Origin of the sequence: Arsenicicoccus bolidensis DSM 15745, assembly GCF_000426385.1 — a bacterium.
Taxonomy (GTDB): Bacteria; Actinomycetota; Actinomycetes; order Actinomycetales; family Dermatophilaceae; genus Arsenicicoccus; species Arsenicicoccus bolidensis.
This window is the reverse complement of the sequence record NZ_AUFG01000011.1, coordinates 1-16,053: the sequence shown is the minus strand read 5'-3', so window position 1 is coordinate 16,053 and position 16,053 is coordinate 1. Positions and strand designations below refer to the sequence as shown.

Annotated in this window: 14 protein-coding genes and 2 pseudogenes; 8 read left to right on the top strand and 8 right to left on the bottom strand. The window is 73.0% G+C overall.

All coding sequences use genetic code 11. From position 1 onward, the window contains the following. Positions 1–39: 39 nt before the first annotated feature. Together K313_RS0108015 and K313_RS0108010 are read left to right on the top strand one after the other, a co-directional pair. Positions 40–1,488, top strand: a complete 1,449-nt coding sequence (locus K313_RS0108015; RefSeq protein WP_029211181.1) for an FAD-binding oxidoreductase — start codon at positions 40–42, stop codon at positions 1,486–1,488. Beyond that, on the top strand, positions 1,485–2,024 hold the full coding sequence (locus K313_RS0108010; protein WP_029211180.1) for a DUF4916 domain-containing protein: 540 nt from the start codon (positions 1,485–1,487) through the stop codon (positions 2,022–2,024). The genes K313_RS0108015 and K313_RS0108010 overlap by 4 nt, the downstream gene beginning before the upstream one ends. Positions 2,025–2,140: 116 nt before the next feature. Here K313_RS0108010 and K313_RS23445 read toward each other — a convergent pair. Together K313_RS23445 and K313_RS0108000 are read right to left on the bottom strand one after the other, a co-directional pair. Beyond that, positions 2,141–2,245: pseudogene (locus tag K313_RS23445) on the bottom strand (LD-carboxypeptidase); the annotation flags it as partial. A gap of 101 nt (positions 2,246–2,346) precedes the next feature. Next, positions 2,347–3,117, bottom strand: a complete 771-nt coding sequence (locus K313_RS0108000) for a lysophospholipid acyltransferase family protein (protein WP_029211179.1) — start codon at positions 3,115–3,117, stop codon at positions 2,347–2,349. A gap of 99 nt (positions 3,118–3,216) precedes the next feature. Between K313_RS0108000 and valS the strand changes: the two genes are divergently transcribed. Then, a complete protein-coding gene (gene valS, locus K313_RS0107995) occupies positions 3,217–5,850 on the top strand; it encodes a valine--tRNA ligase (protein ID WP_029211178.1) in 2,634 nt (877 codons plus the stop codon). Positions 5,851–5,898: 48 nt separating this feature from the next. Here valS and K313_RS0107990 read toward each other — a convergent pair whose 3' ends face one another. Next, positions 5,899–7,539 carry a hypothetical protein gene (locus tag K313_RS0107990; RefSeq protein ID WP_051274058.1) on the bottom strand — a complete coding sequence of 547 codons (1,641 nt, stop codon included), beginning with the start codon at positions 7,537–7,539 and terminating at the stop codon, positions 5,899–5,901. Beyond that, complete coding sequence (locus K313_RS0107985; RefSeq protein WP_029211176.1) at positions 7,536–8,132, bottom strand: hypothetical protein; 597 nt, start codon at positions 8,130–8,132, stop codon at positions 7,536–7,538. Before K313_RS0107985 ends, K313_RS0107990 begins: the two co-directional genes overlap by 4 nt. 129 nt (positions 8,133–8,261) lie before the next feature. Between K313_RS0107985 and K313_RS22260 the strand changes: the two genes are divergently transcribed. Genes K313_RS22260 through K313_RS0107960 form a run of 5 tightly spaced genes read left to right on the top strand, consistent with a single transcriptional unit; the run spans position 8,262 to position 12,427 of the window. Then, entirely contained in the window at positions 8,262–9,014 is a 753-nt protein-coding gene (locus K313_RS22260; RefSeq protein WP_029211175.1) for a DUF4129 domain-containing protein, read from the top strand. After that, positions 9,011–9,529 (top strand): hypothetical protein, encoded by a 519-nt coding sequence (locus K313_RS0107975; protein WP_029211174.1) that lies wholly within the window; start codon positions 9,011–9,013, stop codon positions 9,527–9,529. The genes K313_RS22260 and K313_RS0107975 overlap by 4 nt, the downstream gene beginning before the upstream one ends. Further along, on the top strand, positions 9,526–10,509 hold the full coding sequence (locus tag K313_RS0107970; protein WP_029211173.1) for an AAA family ATPase: 984 nt from the start codon (positions 9,526–9,528) through the stop codon (positions 10,507–10,509). Before K313_RS0107975 ends, K313_RS0107970 begins: the two co-directional genes overlap by 4 nt. Beyond that, positions 10,506–11,816: a DUF58 domain-containing protein gene (locus K313_RS0107965; RefSeq protein ID WP_029211172.1), complete on the top strand. Its 1,311-nt coding sequence runs from the start codon at positions 10,506–10,508 to the stop codon at positions 11,814–11,816. The genes K313_RS0107970 and K313_RS0107965 overlap by 4 nt, the downstream gene beginning before the upstream one ends. Next, on the top strand, positions 11,813–12,427 hold the full coding sequence (locus K313_RS0107960; RefSeq protein ID WP_029211171.1) for a hypothetical protein: 615 nt from the start codon (positions 11,813–11,815) through the stop codon (positions 12,425–12,427). The genes K313_RS0107965 and K313_RS0107960 overlap by 4 nt, the downstream gene beginning before the upstream one ends. Positions 12,428–12,479: 52 nt before the next feature. Here the strand turns inward: K313_RS0107960 and clpX are convergent, their stop codons facing one another. The 4 genes and pseudogenes from clpX to K313_RS23900 all read right to left on the bottom strand — a co-directional run. Next, positions 12,480–13,769 carry an ATP-dependent Clp protease ATP-binding subunit ClpX gene (clpX, locus tag K313_RS0107955; RefSeq protein WP_029211170.1) on the bottom strand — a complete coding sequence of 430 codons (1,290 nt, stop codon included), beginning with the start codon at positions 13,767–13,769 and terminating at the stop codon, positions 12,480–12,482. 227 nt (positions 13,770–13,996) lie between these two features. Next, entirely contained in the window at positions 13,997–14,662 is a 666-nt protein-coding gene (locus tag K313_RS0107950; RefSeq protein ID WP_029211169.1) for an ATP-dependent Clp protease proteolytic subunit, read from the bottom strand. A gap of 34 nt (positions 14,663–14,696) precedes the next feature. After that, positions 14,697–15,323, bottom strand: a complete 627-nt coding sequence (locus K313_RS0107945; protein ID WP_029211168.1) for an ATP-dependent Clp protease proteolytic subunit — start codon at positions 15,321–15,323, stop codon at positions 14,697–14,699. A 274-nt stretch (positions 15,324–15,597) separates the two neighbouring features. Continuing rightward, positions 15,598–16,053: pseudogene (locus K313_RS23900) on the bottom strand (trigger factor); the annotation flags it as partial.

Sequence of the window (16,053 nt, the reverse complement as noted above, 5' to 3'; positions counted from 1 at the left end):
CTGGACGTCGACACCCGGGCTCCGCCTACGATCACTCGTATGACGATTACCGCCCACCGTCTCGTCCCGCCCGCCCTGCAGGCGGCGGCCCTCACCGATCCCGCCACCCTGTCGAGGCACGCCCTCGACGCGGCGCTGGGCATCCCCGAGCCGCGGGACTTCACGCTCGTGCGGGCCCGTGACACGGGCGACGTGGTCGAGGCGCTGCGCTGGGCGGCGGCCGAGCGGATCCCCGTGGTGCCGCAGGGCGCCCGCACGGGCCTGGCCGGCGGAGCGGTCCCGCTCGAGGGAGGCCTCGCCCTCAACCTCGAGGCGATGGCGACCATCGAGGACGTCGACGAGGTGGAGGGCCTGGCGCTCGTGCAGGCGGGCGTCATCACCTCCGACCTCAAGGCCGCGGCGTCGGGCGTGGGCCTGCACTACGGCCCTGACCCGGCCTCGGTGGCGATCTCGACGATCGGGGGCAACGTCGCGACCAACGCCGGCGGGCTGTGCTGCCTCAAGTACGGCGCCACCAGCGACGCCATACGAGCTCTCGAGGTGGTCCTGCCCGGGGGCGAGGTGATCCGCACCGGCCACCGGACCGCCAAGGGGGTGGCGGGGCTGGACCTGACCGGCCTGTTCGTGGGGTCCGAGGGCTGCCTCGGCGTGGTGACCAGGGTGTGGGCGCGCCTCGTCCCGCGGCCGGACGACCCGACCACCGTGCTGGCGACCTTCCCGACGCTGCGGGAGGGGTGCGAGGCCATCGTGGCGCTGCGCCGCGAGCGCCACCGACCCAACCTGCTCGAGATCATGGACGGCCCCACGGTGGGTGCCATCCGGGCGTATGGCGAGCACGTCGGCAGCGGCGACTACGGCTTCCCGGCGGGGGTGCAGGCAGCGCTGCTCGTCCAGTCCGACCGCCCGGGCCACGCCGCCGAGGACGCGGCGCGCTATGCCGCGGTGTGCGCGGACGCCGGGGCCACGTCCGTGTCGGTGTCGGGGTCCCGCGAGGAGTCCGACACCCTCATGGCCGGGCGCCGGGTCATCTCCCCCGCGCTGGACGGCCTGGGCCACAACCTCACCGAGGACATGTGCGTGCCGGTCAGGCACCTGGCCGAGTTCATCGAGCAGGGGTATGCCGTGGGCGAGCGCCACGGCACCCGCATCGTCACCGCGGGGCACGGCGGCGACGGCAACCTGCACCCGACGGTCTACTTCGACCCGACCGACCCCGACGCGGTGCGCCGCGCCCACGACGCGGTCACCGACCTCGTCGACGAGGCCCTGCGCCTGGGCGGCACCATCACCGGCGAGCACGGCGTCGGCATCCTCAAGAGCGACTGGCTGGAGCGCGAGCTCGGGACCGCCGAGATCGAGCGCCAGCGCGGCCTCAAGGCCTTCTTCGACCCGCTGGGGATCATGAACCCCGGTCGCGTCCTGTGGCCCGCGACGCCGATGAACGCTCCCGCGCCGCACCGTCCCTCGCGTGATGGAATGACGGCATGAACCCCATGGACGTCGACGCCTCGGCCGCCTGGCTCAGCCACGAGTCCCTCGAGCAGGCGCGGGAGCGGTTGCCCATCCTCTACGTCGACGTCGTGCCCGTGCGCGTCGACGACCGGGGCGAGGTCACCCACGTCGGCACCCTGCTGCGGGTGTCCGGCAACGGCGAGATGGCGCGCGAGCTGGTGAGCGGACGCGTGCTCTATCACGAGCGGCTGCGCGACGCGCTGATCCGGCACATCGAGAAGGACCTCGGGCCCCTCGCCATGCCACGGATCCCGGTCAGCCCCCAGCCGTTCACGGTCTCGGAGTACTTCCCCACCCCGGGGGTCACGCCGTTCCACGACCCGCGGCAGCACGCCGTGGCGCTGGGCTACGTCGTGCCCGTGGCCGGTGACTGCGCGCCGTCCCAGGATGCCCTGGACCTGGCCTGGCTGACGCCGCGCGAGGCGTGCAGCCGCGCCGTCGGCGAGGAGATGGGGCGGGGCCACGCGACCCTGCTGCGGCAGGCCCTCGCCCACCTCGGCTTCGCCGTCTGACCCGCCCCCGGTAAAGGCATCGACCGGCCTTCGTACGCCAGGCTGATGATCCCGCCCCCGGTAAAGGCATCGACCGGCCTTCGTACGCCAGGCTGATGGACCTACCGGCGGTAGGTTCAGGCGTAGTCGGCCCACACCCGGCGCTGCTCCCCGTCGACGGTCATCACGCCCCCGTGCGGGAGGATCCACTGCGGCCTGGTGTGCCCGAACGGGATCCCAACGGCTTCCTCCACCCCACCGCTGCCGGCATGGCCGCCGAGGCGTCTCTCGTCGCCGAGGCGCTAACGGGCTGACCCGGGCGGATGTGACGACCTGAGGTAGGTCAGCCCTGGACGCCCTTGGCGCGCAGCTGCGCCTCGAGCACCGCCGCCTCCTCGGGCGTCGGCGCCGACCCGCCGAGGCGGACCGGCACCAGGTGCTGCTCGGCCTCCGGCACGGGCGGGTAGGCGTCCTGCAGCGCGTGGAGCATCCGCGTGATCGTCTCGCGCACGTGCGCCGTCACCTCGACGACGTCGTCCTCGGGACGGACCCGGATCGGCTCCCCCACCGTGATCCCGATGGGCACGTTGCTGCGGCCGAGCCGCTTGGGGTGACCCTTGGTCCAGACGCGCTGCGAGCCCCAGATCGCGACGGGCAGCACGGGCGCGCCCGTGGCCTGGGCCATGCGCACTCCCCCGGTCTTGAACGCCTTGGGCTCGAAGGACATCGAGATCGTCGCCTCGGGGAAGACGCCGACGATCTCGCCGGAGCGCAGGGCGTCGAGGGCGGTCTCGTAGGACGCGGCCCCGGCGGAGCGGTCGACCGAGATGTGCCGCATGCCGCGCAGCAGCGGACCGCTCACCGGGTGGCGGAACACGCTCTCCTTGGCCATGAACCGGACGAGGCGACGCGACGGGAGAGCCGCCAGACCGGCATACGTGAAGTCGAAGTAGCCGGTGTGGTTGATCATCATCACCGCGGGACCCTCGCTGGGGACGTTGTCCTCCCCCGTGATCCGGAAGCGCAGCCCCTGCAGGGCGAAGACCCCCTTGAACGCCTCCACGACGGGGGTGTAGACGGGGTCGTGCCGCAGCATCTGCCAGAAGCTCGCCATGGCACGGACCCTACCGGTCGGTCACCCCTGCCCGAGGACGACGGCCCCGGCCGCGAGCGGATTGGCCGTCCGTGCTCGCGCTCTGGGATGATCGCGCGTATGACGACCGACACGCCCCGCACCCACGTCCCGGACAAGCCGTCGCTCGACGGCCTGGAGGACAAGTGGACGCAGGTATGGCGTGACCAGGGGACCTACCGCTTCGACAAGGCCCGGGCGATGGAGCTGCCCCGCGAGCAGATCTGGGCGATCGACACGCCCCCGCCCACCGCGTCGGGCTCGCTGCACATCGGCCACGTCTTCGGCTACACGCAGGCCGACTGCATCGCGCGCTACAAGCGGATGGCGGGCTTCGAGGTGTTCTACCCGATCGGGTGGGACGACAACGGCCTGCCGACCGAGCGCCGCGTGCAGAACTACTACGGGGTCCGTGGCGACGCGACCCTGCACCACGACCCGCAGTTCCGGCCGCCGCACGAGGGTGCCGACGGCAAGTCGGTCAAGGCCGCCGACCAGGTCCCGATCAGCCGGGCCAACTTCATCGAGCTGTGCGACATCCTCACGGTCAAGGACGAGGTGACCTTCGAGGACACCTTCCGCTACCTCGGCCTGTCCCTCGACTGGGACGTGCAGTACCGCACGATCGACGACCACTCGCGCGCCACCGCCCAGCAGGCCTTCCTGCGCAACCTCGCTCGCGGAGAGGCCTACCAGGCCGAGGCGCCGGGGCTGTGGGACGTGACCTTCCAGTCCGCCGTCGCCCAGGCCGAGCTCGAGGCGCGCGACTACCCGGGCGCCTACCACCGCGTGTCTTTCCACGCTCCCGACGGCGGCAAGGTCTACATCGAGACCACCCGTCCCGAGCTGCTCCCGGCCTGCGTCGCCCTGATCGCGCACCCGGACGACGAGCGCTACCGGGGCCTGTTCGGGTCCACGGTGCGCTCCCCGCTCTTCGAGGTCGAGGTGCCCGTCCTGGCGCACCCGGCCGCCGAGATGGACAAGGGCGCCGGCATCGCCATGTGCTGCACCTTCGGCGACCTGACCGACGTGCAGTGGTGGCGCGAGCTGCAGCTGCCCATGCGCTCGGTCATCACCCGCAACGGCCGCATCCAGGCGGAGACCCCGGACTGGATCAGGTCCGAGACCGGTCGCGAGATCTACTCCGAGATGGCCACCAAGACCACGCACTCCGCCCGGGAGGCCGTGGTCAACGCGCTGCGCGGCTCCGGCGACCTGGACGGTGAGCCCACCAAGACCCAGCGCAAGGCCAACTTCTTCGAGAAGGGGGACAAGCCCCTCGAGATCGTGACCTCCCGCCAGTGGTACATCCGCAACGGCGGTCGTGACGAGGACCTGCGCGAGGCGATGCGGGCGCGGGGGCGCGAGCTCGACTTCCACCCGTCCTACATGCGGTCCCGCTATGACAACTGGGTCGGCGGCCTCAACGGCGACTGGCTGATCTCGCGGCAGCGCTTCTTCGGCGTGCCGATCCCCGTGTGGTATCGCGTGGACGAGCAGGGCGAGGTCCGCTGGGAGGAGCGGATCGTCCCGACCGAGGAGCAGCTGCCGGTCGACCCGGCCTCGCAGCCGGCCCCGGGGTATGACGAGTCCCAGCGCGGCCAGGCCGGTGGCTTCGTCGGCGACGCGGACGTCATGGACACGTGGGCGACCTCCTCGCTGACCCCGCAGATCGCTGCGGGCTGGCGCGCGGGCGGGCAGGGCTCGGACCCCGAGCTGTTCGCCAAGATCTTCCCCTTCGACCAGCGTCCCCAGGGGCACGACATCATCCGGACCTGGCTGTTCGCGACGATGGTGCGCGCCCACCTGGAGCACGGCTCGCTGCCGTGGACCGACGCGACCGTCAACGGCTGGATCCTCGACCCCGACCGCAAGAAGATGAGCAAGTCCAAGGGCAACGCCACCACGCCCATCGACCTGCTCAAGCAGCACGGGACCGACGCGATCCGCTACTGGGCCGGGGCTGCTCGCCTCGGGACGGACACGGCGCTGGACGAGGCGCAGATGAAGGTCGGCCGCCGCCTGGCCATCAAGCTGCTCAACGCCAGCAAGTTCGCGCTGTCCTTCGGCGAGGTCTCCGGCGACCTGACCGAGCAGGTGACCGAGCCGCTGGACCGGGCGATGCTGGCGTCCCTGGCCGAGGTCGTCGAGACCGCGACCGCGGGCTACCAGGCGATGGACTACACCCGCGCCCTGGAGGCCACCGAGACCTTCTTCTGGACCTTCTGCGACGACTACATCGAGCTGGTCAAGGACCGTGCCCACGGTGGCCGCGGGGAGGAGGGCTCCGCGTCCGCGCGCGCCGCGCTGCGCATCGCGCTCGACGTGCTGCTGCGCCTGTTCGCCCCCGTCCTCGTCTACGCCACCGAGGAGGTGTGGAGCTGGTTCCGCGAGGGCACGGTGCACCGTCAGCCGTGGCCGACCGCTGACGAGCTGAGCACTGTTGCGGCCCAGGGCGACTCGTCGCTGCTCGGCACCGTCTCCGCCGCGCTGGTGGGCGTCCGCAAGGCCAAGTCCGAGGCCAAGGTGGGCATGCGCAGCGAGATCACCGCGATGACGCTGACCGCGCCGGCCGCCCAGGTCGAGCAGCTGCGCCTCGCGGAGGCCGACCTGCGCGCCACCGGCAACATCAGCGGCCTGACCTACGGCGAGGGCGAGGCGCTCGCGGTGAGCGACGTCGAGCTGATCCCCGCCGAGAAGCGCCCGAAGGCCTGACCCCGCGCGTCCGGAGCCACGCTGCGCGCCCTCCCCACCGCCGAGTGGTCAGTTCCCGACGTCCGGAACTGACCACTCGGCGGTGGAGGGAGGCGCGGTCAGGTCCGTCAGCTCAGCCAGCTCAGCCAGCTCAGGCAGCTCAGCCAGCTCAGTCAGCTCGGCCAGGACCGCAGGGTCGCTGGTTCGGTGCATCGAGCGCACCCCGTCGGCGTCGCGGACCACGAGGGTCGCCTCGCGCGCCCCGTCCTTGGCGTGCGTGACCGTCCAGGTCTCCAGGCCGTCCCGTATGCCGGCGCCCGACGTCAGGGCGGTGTGCTGCCCCGGGGCGCGGTGTGGCACGGTCGGCGCGGCGTCGAGCCGGCGCTGCACGGCGCCCGACTCGCCCGGTCGCCAGGCCCGTGGGGTGGTCGACCACAGCCCGACCGAGTACTTCGACAGCACTCCGCCGTTGCCGGTGGTGAGCGCGAAGTCCCCTGGGGCGCAGCGCAACCGGCGCACGGCCTCGGCGATGGCGTGCATGGTGTAGTCGTTGCCAGGGCCGCCGAAGTAGGGGAGCCCGCCGGTCAGCGTGAGCCCGCGCGGGTCGTCCGGGGCGAGGCCGATCCCGTCGCACACCGACGACACGGCGACGGGGAAGCAGGAGTAGAGATCGAGGTGGCGCACCTCGTCCAGGCCGGTCCCCGCCACCTCCAGGGCGGACCGGACCGCGGCGGCGCCGGCCGGGTAGGCGCCGAGGTCCGGTCGCTCCAGCAGGGGCCGCTCGACCGTGTCGCAGTGCCCGTGCAGATAGACCCAACGGTCTCGCGGCACACCGAGGCTCGCGGCGCGCTCGATCGACGCGACGATCACGGCGGCGCCCTGGTTGACCAGGTCGCGCGCGACGAGGAGCTTGGGATAGGGCTCGGCCACCATCCGGTTGCGCGGCGTCACGGCGAGCAGGTCTGCGGCAGAGAGGATCTCGCGCAGCGCTGCGTGCGGGTGGTGGCCCGCGACCCGGGTGAAGGGCGCGAACAGCTCGCCCATCGAGCGTCGGTAGTCCGCGTCGTCCATCCCCGCCTGCGCCAGCCGGCGCTGCCGGGCCCGCTCGAGCAACGCGTAGAGGCGGGGGGCGTCGATCTGGCCGGAGTCGTCGAAGTCCACCAGCCCCTCGAGGCCGTGCCCGCGCCCCTCGTGCTGACCACCCGCGGTCTCGGACCAGCTCGGACGCTCGGCCGCGGGGTGTGAGAGCAGGTGCCGCATGGTCGAGAGCGCCTCGGCGCCGCACGCCACCGCGAGCTCGCAGTCACCGCGGGCGATGCTCGCGGCGAGCTCCGTGACGAGGTGCTGCGGACCCTGCCCGCCGGCCACGTCGGTCAGGACGTGGCGCGGGCGCAGTCCTGTGCGCGTGGCCACCGATCGCGGCACGTTGTCCGAGCGGCCCAGCGGCGCGACGGCGTCCGGAGTCGAGACCTCGAACTGCGGGATGTCGGCCACCACGCCGACCGCACGGCGCAACGCCTGCGCCCCCACGCCCGGAGCGGCGTCCGCCAGGGCCTGCTCGACGGCCCGGGCCGCCAGCTCCACCGGCGACAGCGCGGCGTAGGCCGGGTCACCCAGCCGCTCGCTCCACTCCCCCACCCCGATGACGACCGGGGTGCGAGGGTCCAGGCCCACGGGCAGGCCGAGCACCGTCGCGGGGGCCACGGTCACGACGAGCCTCCCCGTCCGACGACCGGCCCCACGACCAGCCAGGGGGTGCTCCAGCCGGCCAACGACACCCGCCCGTCGGCGAAGGACGCCAGGTCGAGCTCCAGCAGCTCGCCGACGGACGGCTCGAAGACGTCCACCCCCGCACCGTCGGCGGCGGGCACGAGCATCGTCACGTGGCGAGGCAGCCACCGGCTTCCGACATACAGCAAGGCCGGTGAGTCTGAGGCGAGGGAGGTCTCCCAGGCGCGCAGGAGCTCCGCTCGCTCGGCTCGGCCGGACCAGCGAACGACCCGCCAGCGCACGGCCCGACGACCCACCCCGAGCACCCGGGCCAGCTCACGCGCCGCGCCCCACGGCGGCGTCCCGAGCGCGCGCGGCCACGGCAGCTGCCAGGACACGGGGCTCGCCAGCAGGCGGTTGGTGCGGTTGCGGACGACCAGCTCCTCGGGGGCCAGGCCACGTCGTCGCACGCGTTCGGCATACGCCGGGTCCGTCAGCATGCGGGCCACCACCAGGCAGGTCGACCCACAGGTCGTGGGCGTCGACTGCCGTGGGGCCGGGACACCACGGCGCAGGGAGAAGGCAGGAGCCATGGGACCACCTCACCACGTCGGGGCCCCCGTGCCCACCCCCGGCCTGGCCGGCGTGGCAGGATCACTGAGCACTGGTCACTGGGCACTGGGCCTGGTCACTGAGCACGGACCGACGGGGGTGGAGGCACGGTGAGGACGCGTGGACGCTCGGGGCTGCTGGCCGGCGCCCTGGCCCTGGTGATCGCCGCGCTCGTCTGGGCCACGGTGCGCGGCCCGGCCCTCGTGACGTCGGGGCCCCCACCCACGGCACCGCCCGAGCGCGAGGTGCAGGACCCACGGTCCCTGCCCGCCTCGGCGGTCGGCAGCGCTCCGGCCACCCCCGTCCGGCCCCAGGGCGGTGGCGGGTGGGACGGCCTGCCGGGCTGGCTCCCCTGGCTGCTCGTCGCGGCGATGCTCGTCCTCGCCGTGGTCGTCGCGCGCACGGTGGTCCGGCGGCTGCGGGCCCTGCCGCGCGACGATCGGGAGGACTCGTCGCTGGGTCCGGACCTGGTGCCCGAGCCTGTCCTGGACGAGGAGGCCGCCCGACAGCAGCGCGTCGCCCTGGCCGGCGGCACGCCCCGCAACGGCATCGTCGCGTGCTGGGTCGAGCTCGAGCGACTGGCCGCGGCCGCGGGCAGCAGCCGGCGCGAGGCCGAGACGTCCGCCGAGTTCACCCGCCGCGTGCTGGCGGAGCAGCACGTGCCCGAGGACGCGATCGCCGCCCTGGCGGAGGCCTACCGCGAGGCGAGGTTCTCCAGCCACGAGGTCGACGAGGAGCTGCGGAGCTCCGCCGGTATGGCGCTCGACCGCCTCCACGACGCCCTCCTCGCCCGTGGCACCGCTACCAGCACCGCGGCGACCGCCCCGAGCACAGCAGCGGCCCGCGACGAGGAGCGCCCATGAGCCGCACCCTGACCCGCCGCACCCTGACCCGCCGCACCCTGACCCGCTGGGTCCTGGTGGGACTCGTCCTGTGCCTCGTGGTCCTGGGCGGCGCATCCCTGCTCGGCCTGCGCCTCCACCCCGTCGTCGTGCCCGCCGCCATCGCGGCGGTCCTGGCCACCTGGTGGCGCCTCGCGGACCGGGCGCGCGCCGAACGCGCCGGCTGGTCCGCGCCGTGGGCCCGCGACCGGGAGGTCCGGCACACCCTCACCCACGACCGGCGGCTCAGCGCCCTCACCTGGGCGGTCCACGGCCTGCGCGACGGCCGCACCTGGGAGCGCACGCTGTCGCCGCTGCTGATCGACCTGGTCGACCACCGGCTCCTCACCCACCACGGCGTGGACCGCGCCACCGACCCCGACCGCGCCAGGGAGCTGCTCGGCCCCGAGCTCTCCCGCCTGGTCGAGCACCCCCAGACCCCTCCGCGCTCGCAGGGAGCGCTCACCAGCCTGATCGCGAGGATCGAGAACCTATGAGCAGCAACGCCTCCCGCCCGACCGGCGTCACGCTCACGTGCGCCCGGGTCCTCGACGCGGTCGAGACCGCCGTCGTCGGCAAGCGAGCGGGCCTCGAGCTCGTCCTCGCCGGCATCCTCGCGGGCGGCCACGTGCTGCTCGAGGACTACCCCGGCCTCGGCAAGACGCTGGCCGGGCGCTCGTTCGCGCAGGCGCTGGGCCTGACCTTCACCCGCGCCCAGTTCACCCCCGACCTGCTGCCCTCGGACCTGACGGGCTCCTTCCTCTACAACCAGGCCACCCACGAGTTCGAGTTCCGCGAGGGGCCGCTGTTCACCGGGCTGCTGCTCGCCGACGAGATCAACCGGACCCCGCCCAAGACCCAGGCGGCGCTGCTCGAGGCGATGCAGGAGCGCCAGATCACGGTGGAGGGGCGGACCTTTCCCCTGGCGGCGCCGTTCCACGTGCTCGCGACCGCCAACCCGGTCGAGCACGAGGGCACCTATCCCCTCCCCGAGGCCCAGCTCGACCGGTTCCTGCTGCGGGTGTCCTTCGGCTACCCGACGCCCGAGGAGGAGGCCGAGGTCGTGCGGCGCCGGCTCGGACGCCGGGCCGAGGAGCAGCAGGTCGAGCAGGTCCTCGCGCCGGGCGAGCTGCTCGACGCCCAGCGCGCGGTCGAGCTCGTCGAGGTCGACCCCTCGGTCGTCGACTACTGCGTCGACCTGGTCGGTGCCACACGCCGGCACGGGTCGGTCCAGGTCGGCAGCTCTCCCCGCGGCTCGCTGGCGCTCGTGACGGTGGCCCGCGCGTATGCCGTGGTGCAGGGCCGGGACTACGTCACGCCGGAGGACGTCAAGCACGTCGCCGTCCCCGCCCTCGCGCACCGCCTCACCATCAAGCCCGAGCTGTGGATGACGCAGGTGTCCGGCGCCACCATCGTGCGGTCCCTGCTCGACACCGTGCCCACGCCCGCCGCCCTCACCGGTGGCCACGGCCGATGACGGCACCCGCCCGGGGCGGCCGCCCCGACGCCGCGGCCCGGCAGGCGGCCTGGTCGGCGACGCCGCACCACCTCGCCGTCGTGGGGGTGGGGGTGGCCCTGGCGGTCGCCGCCGTGCTGGGTCACCGGACGGACCTGCTCGTGGTCGCCATACCGCTGCTCGTCGTCGCCGTCCTGGGCGCGCTGGGCCGGCCCGAGCGACCCAGCCTGCTGCGGACCGGCGTCCGGTCGGACCGCCTGCGCGAGGGCTCCACGACCACCGTCACCGTGGACGTGGCGCACGACCCCCGCGCGGAGGCCCTGGGCGTCGACCTGGCGCCGAGCGACCGGCTGCGGCCCGAGGTGCCCCACGGCGCCACCAGCACCCTGCTCGACGGCGATCAGCACCACGGCGAGCAGCTGGTGTCGCCCGAGGTCTGGGGGCGGCACTCGGTCGGCCGCGGCGAGGTGCGCCTGTCGTCCGCCTGGGGCGCGCACTCCAGCCGGTTCCGGGCCGGCGAGGGCCACCCGCTGCTCGCCCTGCCCTCACCCCAACGGCTTCCGCTCCGGTCGGACCAGCTGCGGCCCGCCCAGCAGCTCGGCCGCCACCTGTCCCGGCGCGCCGGCGAGGGCTCGGAGTTCGCCGAGATCCGGGCCTTCCGCCCCGGCGACCGGATCCGGCGCATCCACTGGCCGACCTCCGCCCGCACCGGCAGCCTGCACGTCCGGACCATGTATGCCGAGCAGGACGCCCAGGTCATGCTCCTGGTCGACGTGCTCAGCGACATCCCGCACGCCGACCCCGGCGTCCCGAGCAGCGTGGAGGCGGCGGTGCAGGCCGCGGCCCACGTCGCCGGGCACTTCACGACGGCCGGGGACCGCGTGGGGCTGCGCGTGCTCGGCGACACCGGTGTCCTGCCCGTCCCCGCCGGGACCGGCCGCCGCCACCTGCAGAGACTGCTCGGCGCCCTCGCCACCGTCGACCCCGCCAGCGACCGTCAGCCCGACGTGCAACAGCTGAGCCTGGGCCTCACGCCCGGATCGCTGCTGCTGGCCCTCACCCCGCTCACCTCGCGCGTCGTGGTCGACGCCGTGGTCGCCCTCTCGAGCCGCGGGCTGGACGTGGCGTGCATCGACGTCACCCCCACCGCCACGGTGGTCGACGAGGACGTCGAGACGATCGCCTGGCGCCTCCTCACCCTCGAACGCCGCCGCACGGCAGACCTGCTCGAGCACGAGGGCATCCCCGTCGTCGCCTGGCAGGACGCCTCCTCCGTCGAGGAGCTGCTTCGCCGGCTGCAGGCCCGTCACGAACGAGCCAGGGCATGAGCGGCACGAGGGCTACCAGAGGCGCGCGGGGCACGAGGGTCGCGCGGGCCGCGAGGGGGACGACGGGCGCGACCGGGATCGAGCGCGTCCTCACCCGCTGGCTCGTCGAGGCGCGATCCACCTCCGGGTCCCAGCTCGCGGTCCGCCTGCTGGGGATGCTGTGCGCCTGGGTCGTCCCCCTCGTCGCCGCGAGCGCCCACCAGCTGTCACCGGTGGGCTTCACGCTGGTGGTCCTGGCTGCGGTGATCGCGGCCGCCCGTCCGGAGCCCGCCGGTGGACCCGTGGCGCTGGCGTCGCTTGCGGCCTACCTGCTCGTCGCACCGCAGGACCCGGCGTCGCCGGTGGTGCTGCTGGTGGCGGGACTCGTGGTGGTGCACGTGGCCTGCGTGGCCGCGTCGACGACCGCGCCGAGCCCGGCGCGGCTGGACCCCCGCCTGGTGCGGCGCTACGCCGAGCGCTGCGTCGCGCTGACGGCCGTGGCGGCGATCACGTGGGGGCTGGGCCTGCTGGCGAGGTCCTTCCTGCCGGTCGCGCCCGTCGCCGTCGTCGCTGCTGCCGTGCTGGGGGTGGCTGCCGTGGCCTGGATGACGACCAGCAACCGGTCGCGCTAGAGGAGGTCGGCCGCCCCGGGCCGGGCGACCGTCATACCGGCTGGTCTGCCGGTCAGGCGGATTCCTTGCGGCGCTTGTCGGTCGCGCGGACCACGACGGGCGTGGCACCCTCCTCGACGGTCTCGCGGGTGACGGAGACCTCGACGATGTCGTCGTCGGAGGGCACGTCGAACATGACCGGCAGGAGGATCTCCTCCATGATCGCGCGCAGCCCGCGGGCGCCGATCCCCCGGGCGATGGCCTTGTCGGCGATCGCGTCGATGGCCTCCTGGGTGAAGGACAGCTCCACGCCGTCGATGTCCAGCATCTTGCGGTACTGCTTGACCAGGGCGTTGCGCGGCTCGGTCAGGATCCGCACGAGGGCGGACCGGTCGAGCTCGTCGACCGTGGCCACGACGGGCAGGCGGCCGATGAACTCGGGGATGAGGCCGAACTTCATCAGGTCGTCCGGCTGCAGGTCGGCGAACCGCGGCGCCCCGGCCTCGCGCTGGGCGGCGATCGACGCCCCGAAACCGAGGCCACGCTTGCCGGCCCGGGCCGTGATGATCTGCTCCAGGCCGGCGAAGGCGCCACCGACGATGAACAGCACGTTGGTGGTGTCGATCTGGATGAACTCCTGGTGCGGGTGCTTGCGCCCGCCCTGGGGCGGCACGCTCGCCGTGGTGCCCTCGAGGATCTTGAGCAGCGCCTGCTGCACGCCCTCGCCCGACACGTCACGGGTGATCGAGGGGTTCTCCGACTTGCGGGCAATCTTGTCGATCTCGTCGATGTAGATGATGCCCGTCTCGGCCTTCTTGACGTCGTAGTCGGCGGCCTGGATGAGCTTGAGGAGGATGTTCTCGACGTCCTCGCCCACGTAGCCGGCCTCGGTCAGGGCCGTCGCGTCCGCGATGGCGAAGGGCACGTTGAGCATGCGCGCCAGGGTCTGGGCGAGGTAGGTCTTGCCGCAGCCGGTGGGGCCGATCATCAGGATGTTGGACTTGGCGATGTCCACCTGCTCGTCGCCGCGCTTGGTGGCCGACGGCCCGGTGGCGGACCCGGCCGCCCCGGCGTTGATGCGCTTGTAGTGGTTGTAGACGGCGACCGCGAGGGAACGCTTCGCATCCTCCTGGCCGATGACGTAGGACTCCAGGAAGGTGAAGATGTCGCGGGGCTTGGGCAGCTCGTCGAGACCGGAGTCAGGAGCCTCGGACAGCTCCTCCTCGATGATCTCGTTGCACAGGTCGATGCACTCGTCGCAGATGTAGACACCCGGGCCCGCGATGAGCTTCTTGACCTGCTTCTGCGACTTGCCGCAGAAGGAACACTTCAGCAGGTCTCCACCGTCGCCGATGCGTGCCATCTGCCACCTCCACCTGTGCGAGACCGCCCCGTCCGGGCCGGTCCTGGACCGCCGACGCGCGAGCGTCGTCTTCTAGGACGGTACCTGGGACGACCCGCCCCAGCACCTGTTATCCCCTGCGCGTCACGGCAGGGCCCCGGGAGTTCAGCCGACAGCAGAATGCCCCGGTCGCGCCTCGGGCTGCCCGTCCGGCGTCGCCGGTCGGGCAGCCCGAGGGCTGGTCCAGCTCAGTCCAGCGTGGCCTTGCGGCTGGTCAGGACGGCGTCGATCAGGCCGTAGTCCTTGGCCGCCGCGGCGGACAGGATCTTGTCGCGCTCGATGTCGTCGCGCACCTGCTCGGGGGTGCGGCCGGAGTGCTGCGCCAGCGTCTCCTCGAGCCAGGTCCGCATGCGGAAGATCTCGTTGGCCTGGATCTCGATGTCGCTGGCCTGGCCACCGCCACCCTCCACGGCCGGCTGGTGGATCAGGACGCGGGCGTTGGGCAGGGCGTAGCGCTTGTCCGGCGCACCGGCGGCGAGGAGCACGGCCGCGGCCGAGGCGGCCTGGCCCACGACGAAGGTCTGCACGTCGGGGCGGATGTACTGCATGGTGTCGTAGATCGCGGTCATCGCCGTGAACGAGCCACCGGGGCTGTTGATGTACATCGTGATGTCGCGGTCCGGGTCCTGGGACTCGAGCACGATCAGCTGGGCGATGATGTCGTCGGCCGACGCGTCGTCCACCTGCACGCCGAGGAAGATGATGCGGTCCTCGAAGAGCTTGGTGTAGGGGTCGGTGCGCTTCATGCCGTAGGAGGTGCGCTCCTCGAACTGCGGCAGGATGTAGCGGCTGGTGGGCATGACGGCACCGGGCTGGCCGGCCGCGCCGTGCATGGGCTGGGGGTGCTGGATCATCTGGGTCTCCGAGTGGGTCTTGTCGGTATGGCGATCAGGCGTCCGTGCCGCCGCTGCCGGGCGTCTGGATGGCGCGCTCGAAGACGTGGTCGACGAAGCCGTAGTCCTTGGCCTGGGCCGCGGTGAACCAGCGGTCGCGGTCGGAGTCGGCCGTGATCTTGTCCACCGGCTGGCCGGTGTGCTCGGAGATGAGCTCGGCCATCTCCTTCTTCATCGCGAGCAGCAGCTCGGCCTGGATCTTGACGTCCGTGGCGGTGCCGCCGATGCCCCCGAGGGGCTGGTGCATCAGGATGCGGGCGTGCGGGGTGGCGTAGCGCTTGCCCTTGGCCCCCGCGGAGAGCAGGAACTGGCCCATGGAGGCGGCCATGCCCATCGCGACGGTGCAGACGTCGTTGGGGATCCACTGCATGGTGTCGAAGATCGCCATGCCGGCCGTCACCGAGCCGCCGGGGCTGTTGATGTAGAGCCAGATGTCCTTGTCGGGGTCCTCGGCCGAGAGCAGGAGGAGCTGGGCGCAGATCGCGTTGGCGTTGTCGTCGCGGACGTCCGAGCCGAGGAAGATGATGCGGTCCTTGAGGAGCCGCTGGTAGATGTGGTCGTCGAGACCGCCCTGGGGCGCGGCCGCTGCGACCGGGGTCGCGGGGACGTTGCTCTGGCTCACCGTGAGTCTCATCTCTCTGTCGCACTGGGGTGGCGCCCGGCCGGTGGACCGGCCTGGAGCGTCGCTTGCTGATGACACTAACGCCCGGCGCCGACACACCCTTCCCGCCGGGGCGCGTGTTCGCCGTGAGCGCACACCGCCTCGCCCGGCGAGGGAGCCACGCGACGGTGCGCTGCCGAGGCGGGACCGAGGGGGATCTGGGACGGCGAGGAGCCCGCCACCTCTCGGTGACGGGCTCCTCGTGGAGTGCGGCCCGCGAGGCGGGCGTGCGGGATCAGGCGTCCGCGGCGTCCTCGTCCTTGGCGGCCTTCTTGGCCGGAGCCTTCTTGGCGGGGGCCTTCTTGGCCGGCTTGCCCTCGGAGGCGTCGTCGGTCTCGTCGGCCTTGGCGGCAGCCTTCTTGGCGGAGGCCTTCTTGGCCGGCTTGGCCTCCTCCTCGGAGCCCTCGGCGGCGGCGTCGGCCGCGTCGGCGTCCTTGGCAGCAGTCTTCTTGGCCGGGGACTTCTTGGCGGGAGCCTTCTTGGCCGGCTTGGCCTCCTCCTCGGAGCCCTCGGCGGCGGCGTCGGCCGCGGCGGCCGGGTCGGCGTCCTTGGCAGCAGCCTTCTTGGCCGGGGACTTCTTGGCCGGAGCCTTCTTGGCGGAGGCCTTCGAGGCCGGCCTGTCGTCCGAGCCCTCGGTGTCGTCGGAGGAGCCCGAGTCGTCGGAACCCTCATCGCCGTCCTCGACCTCGAC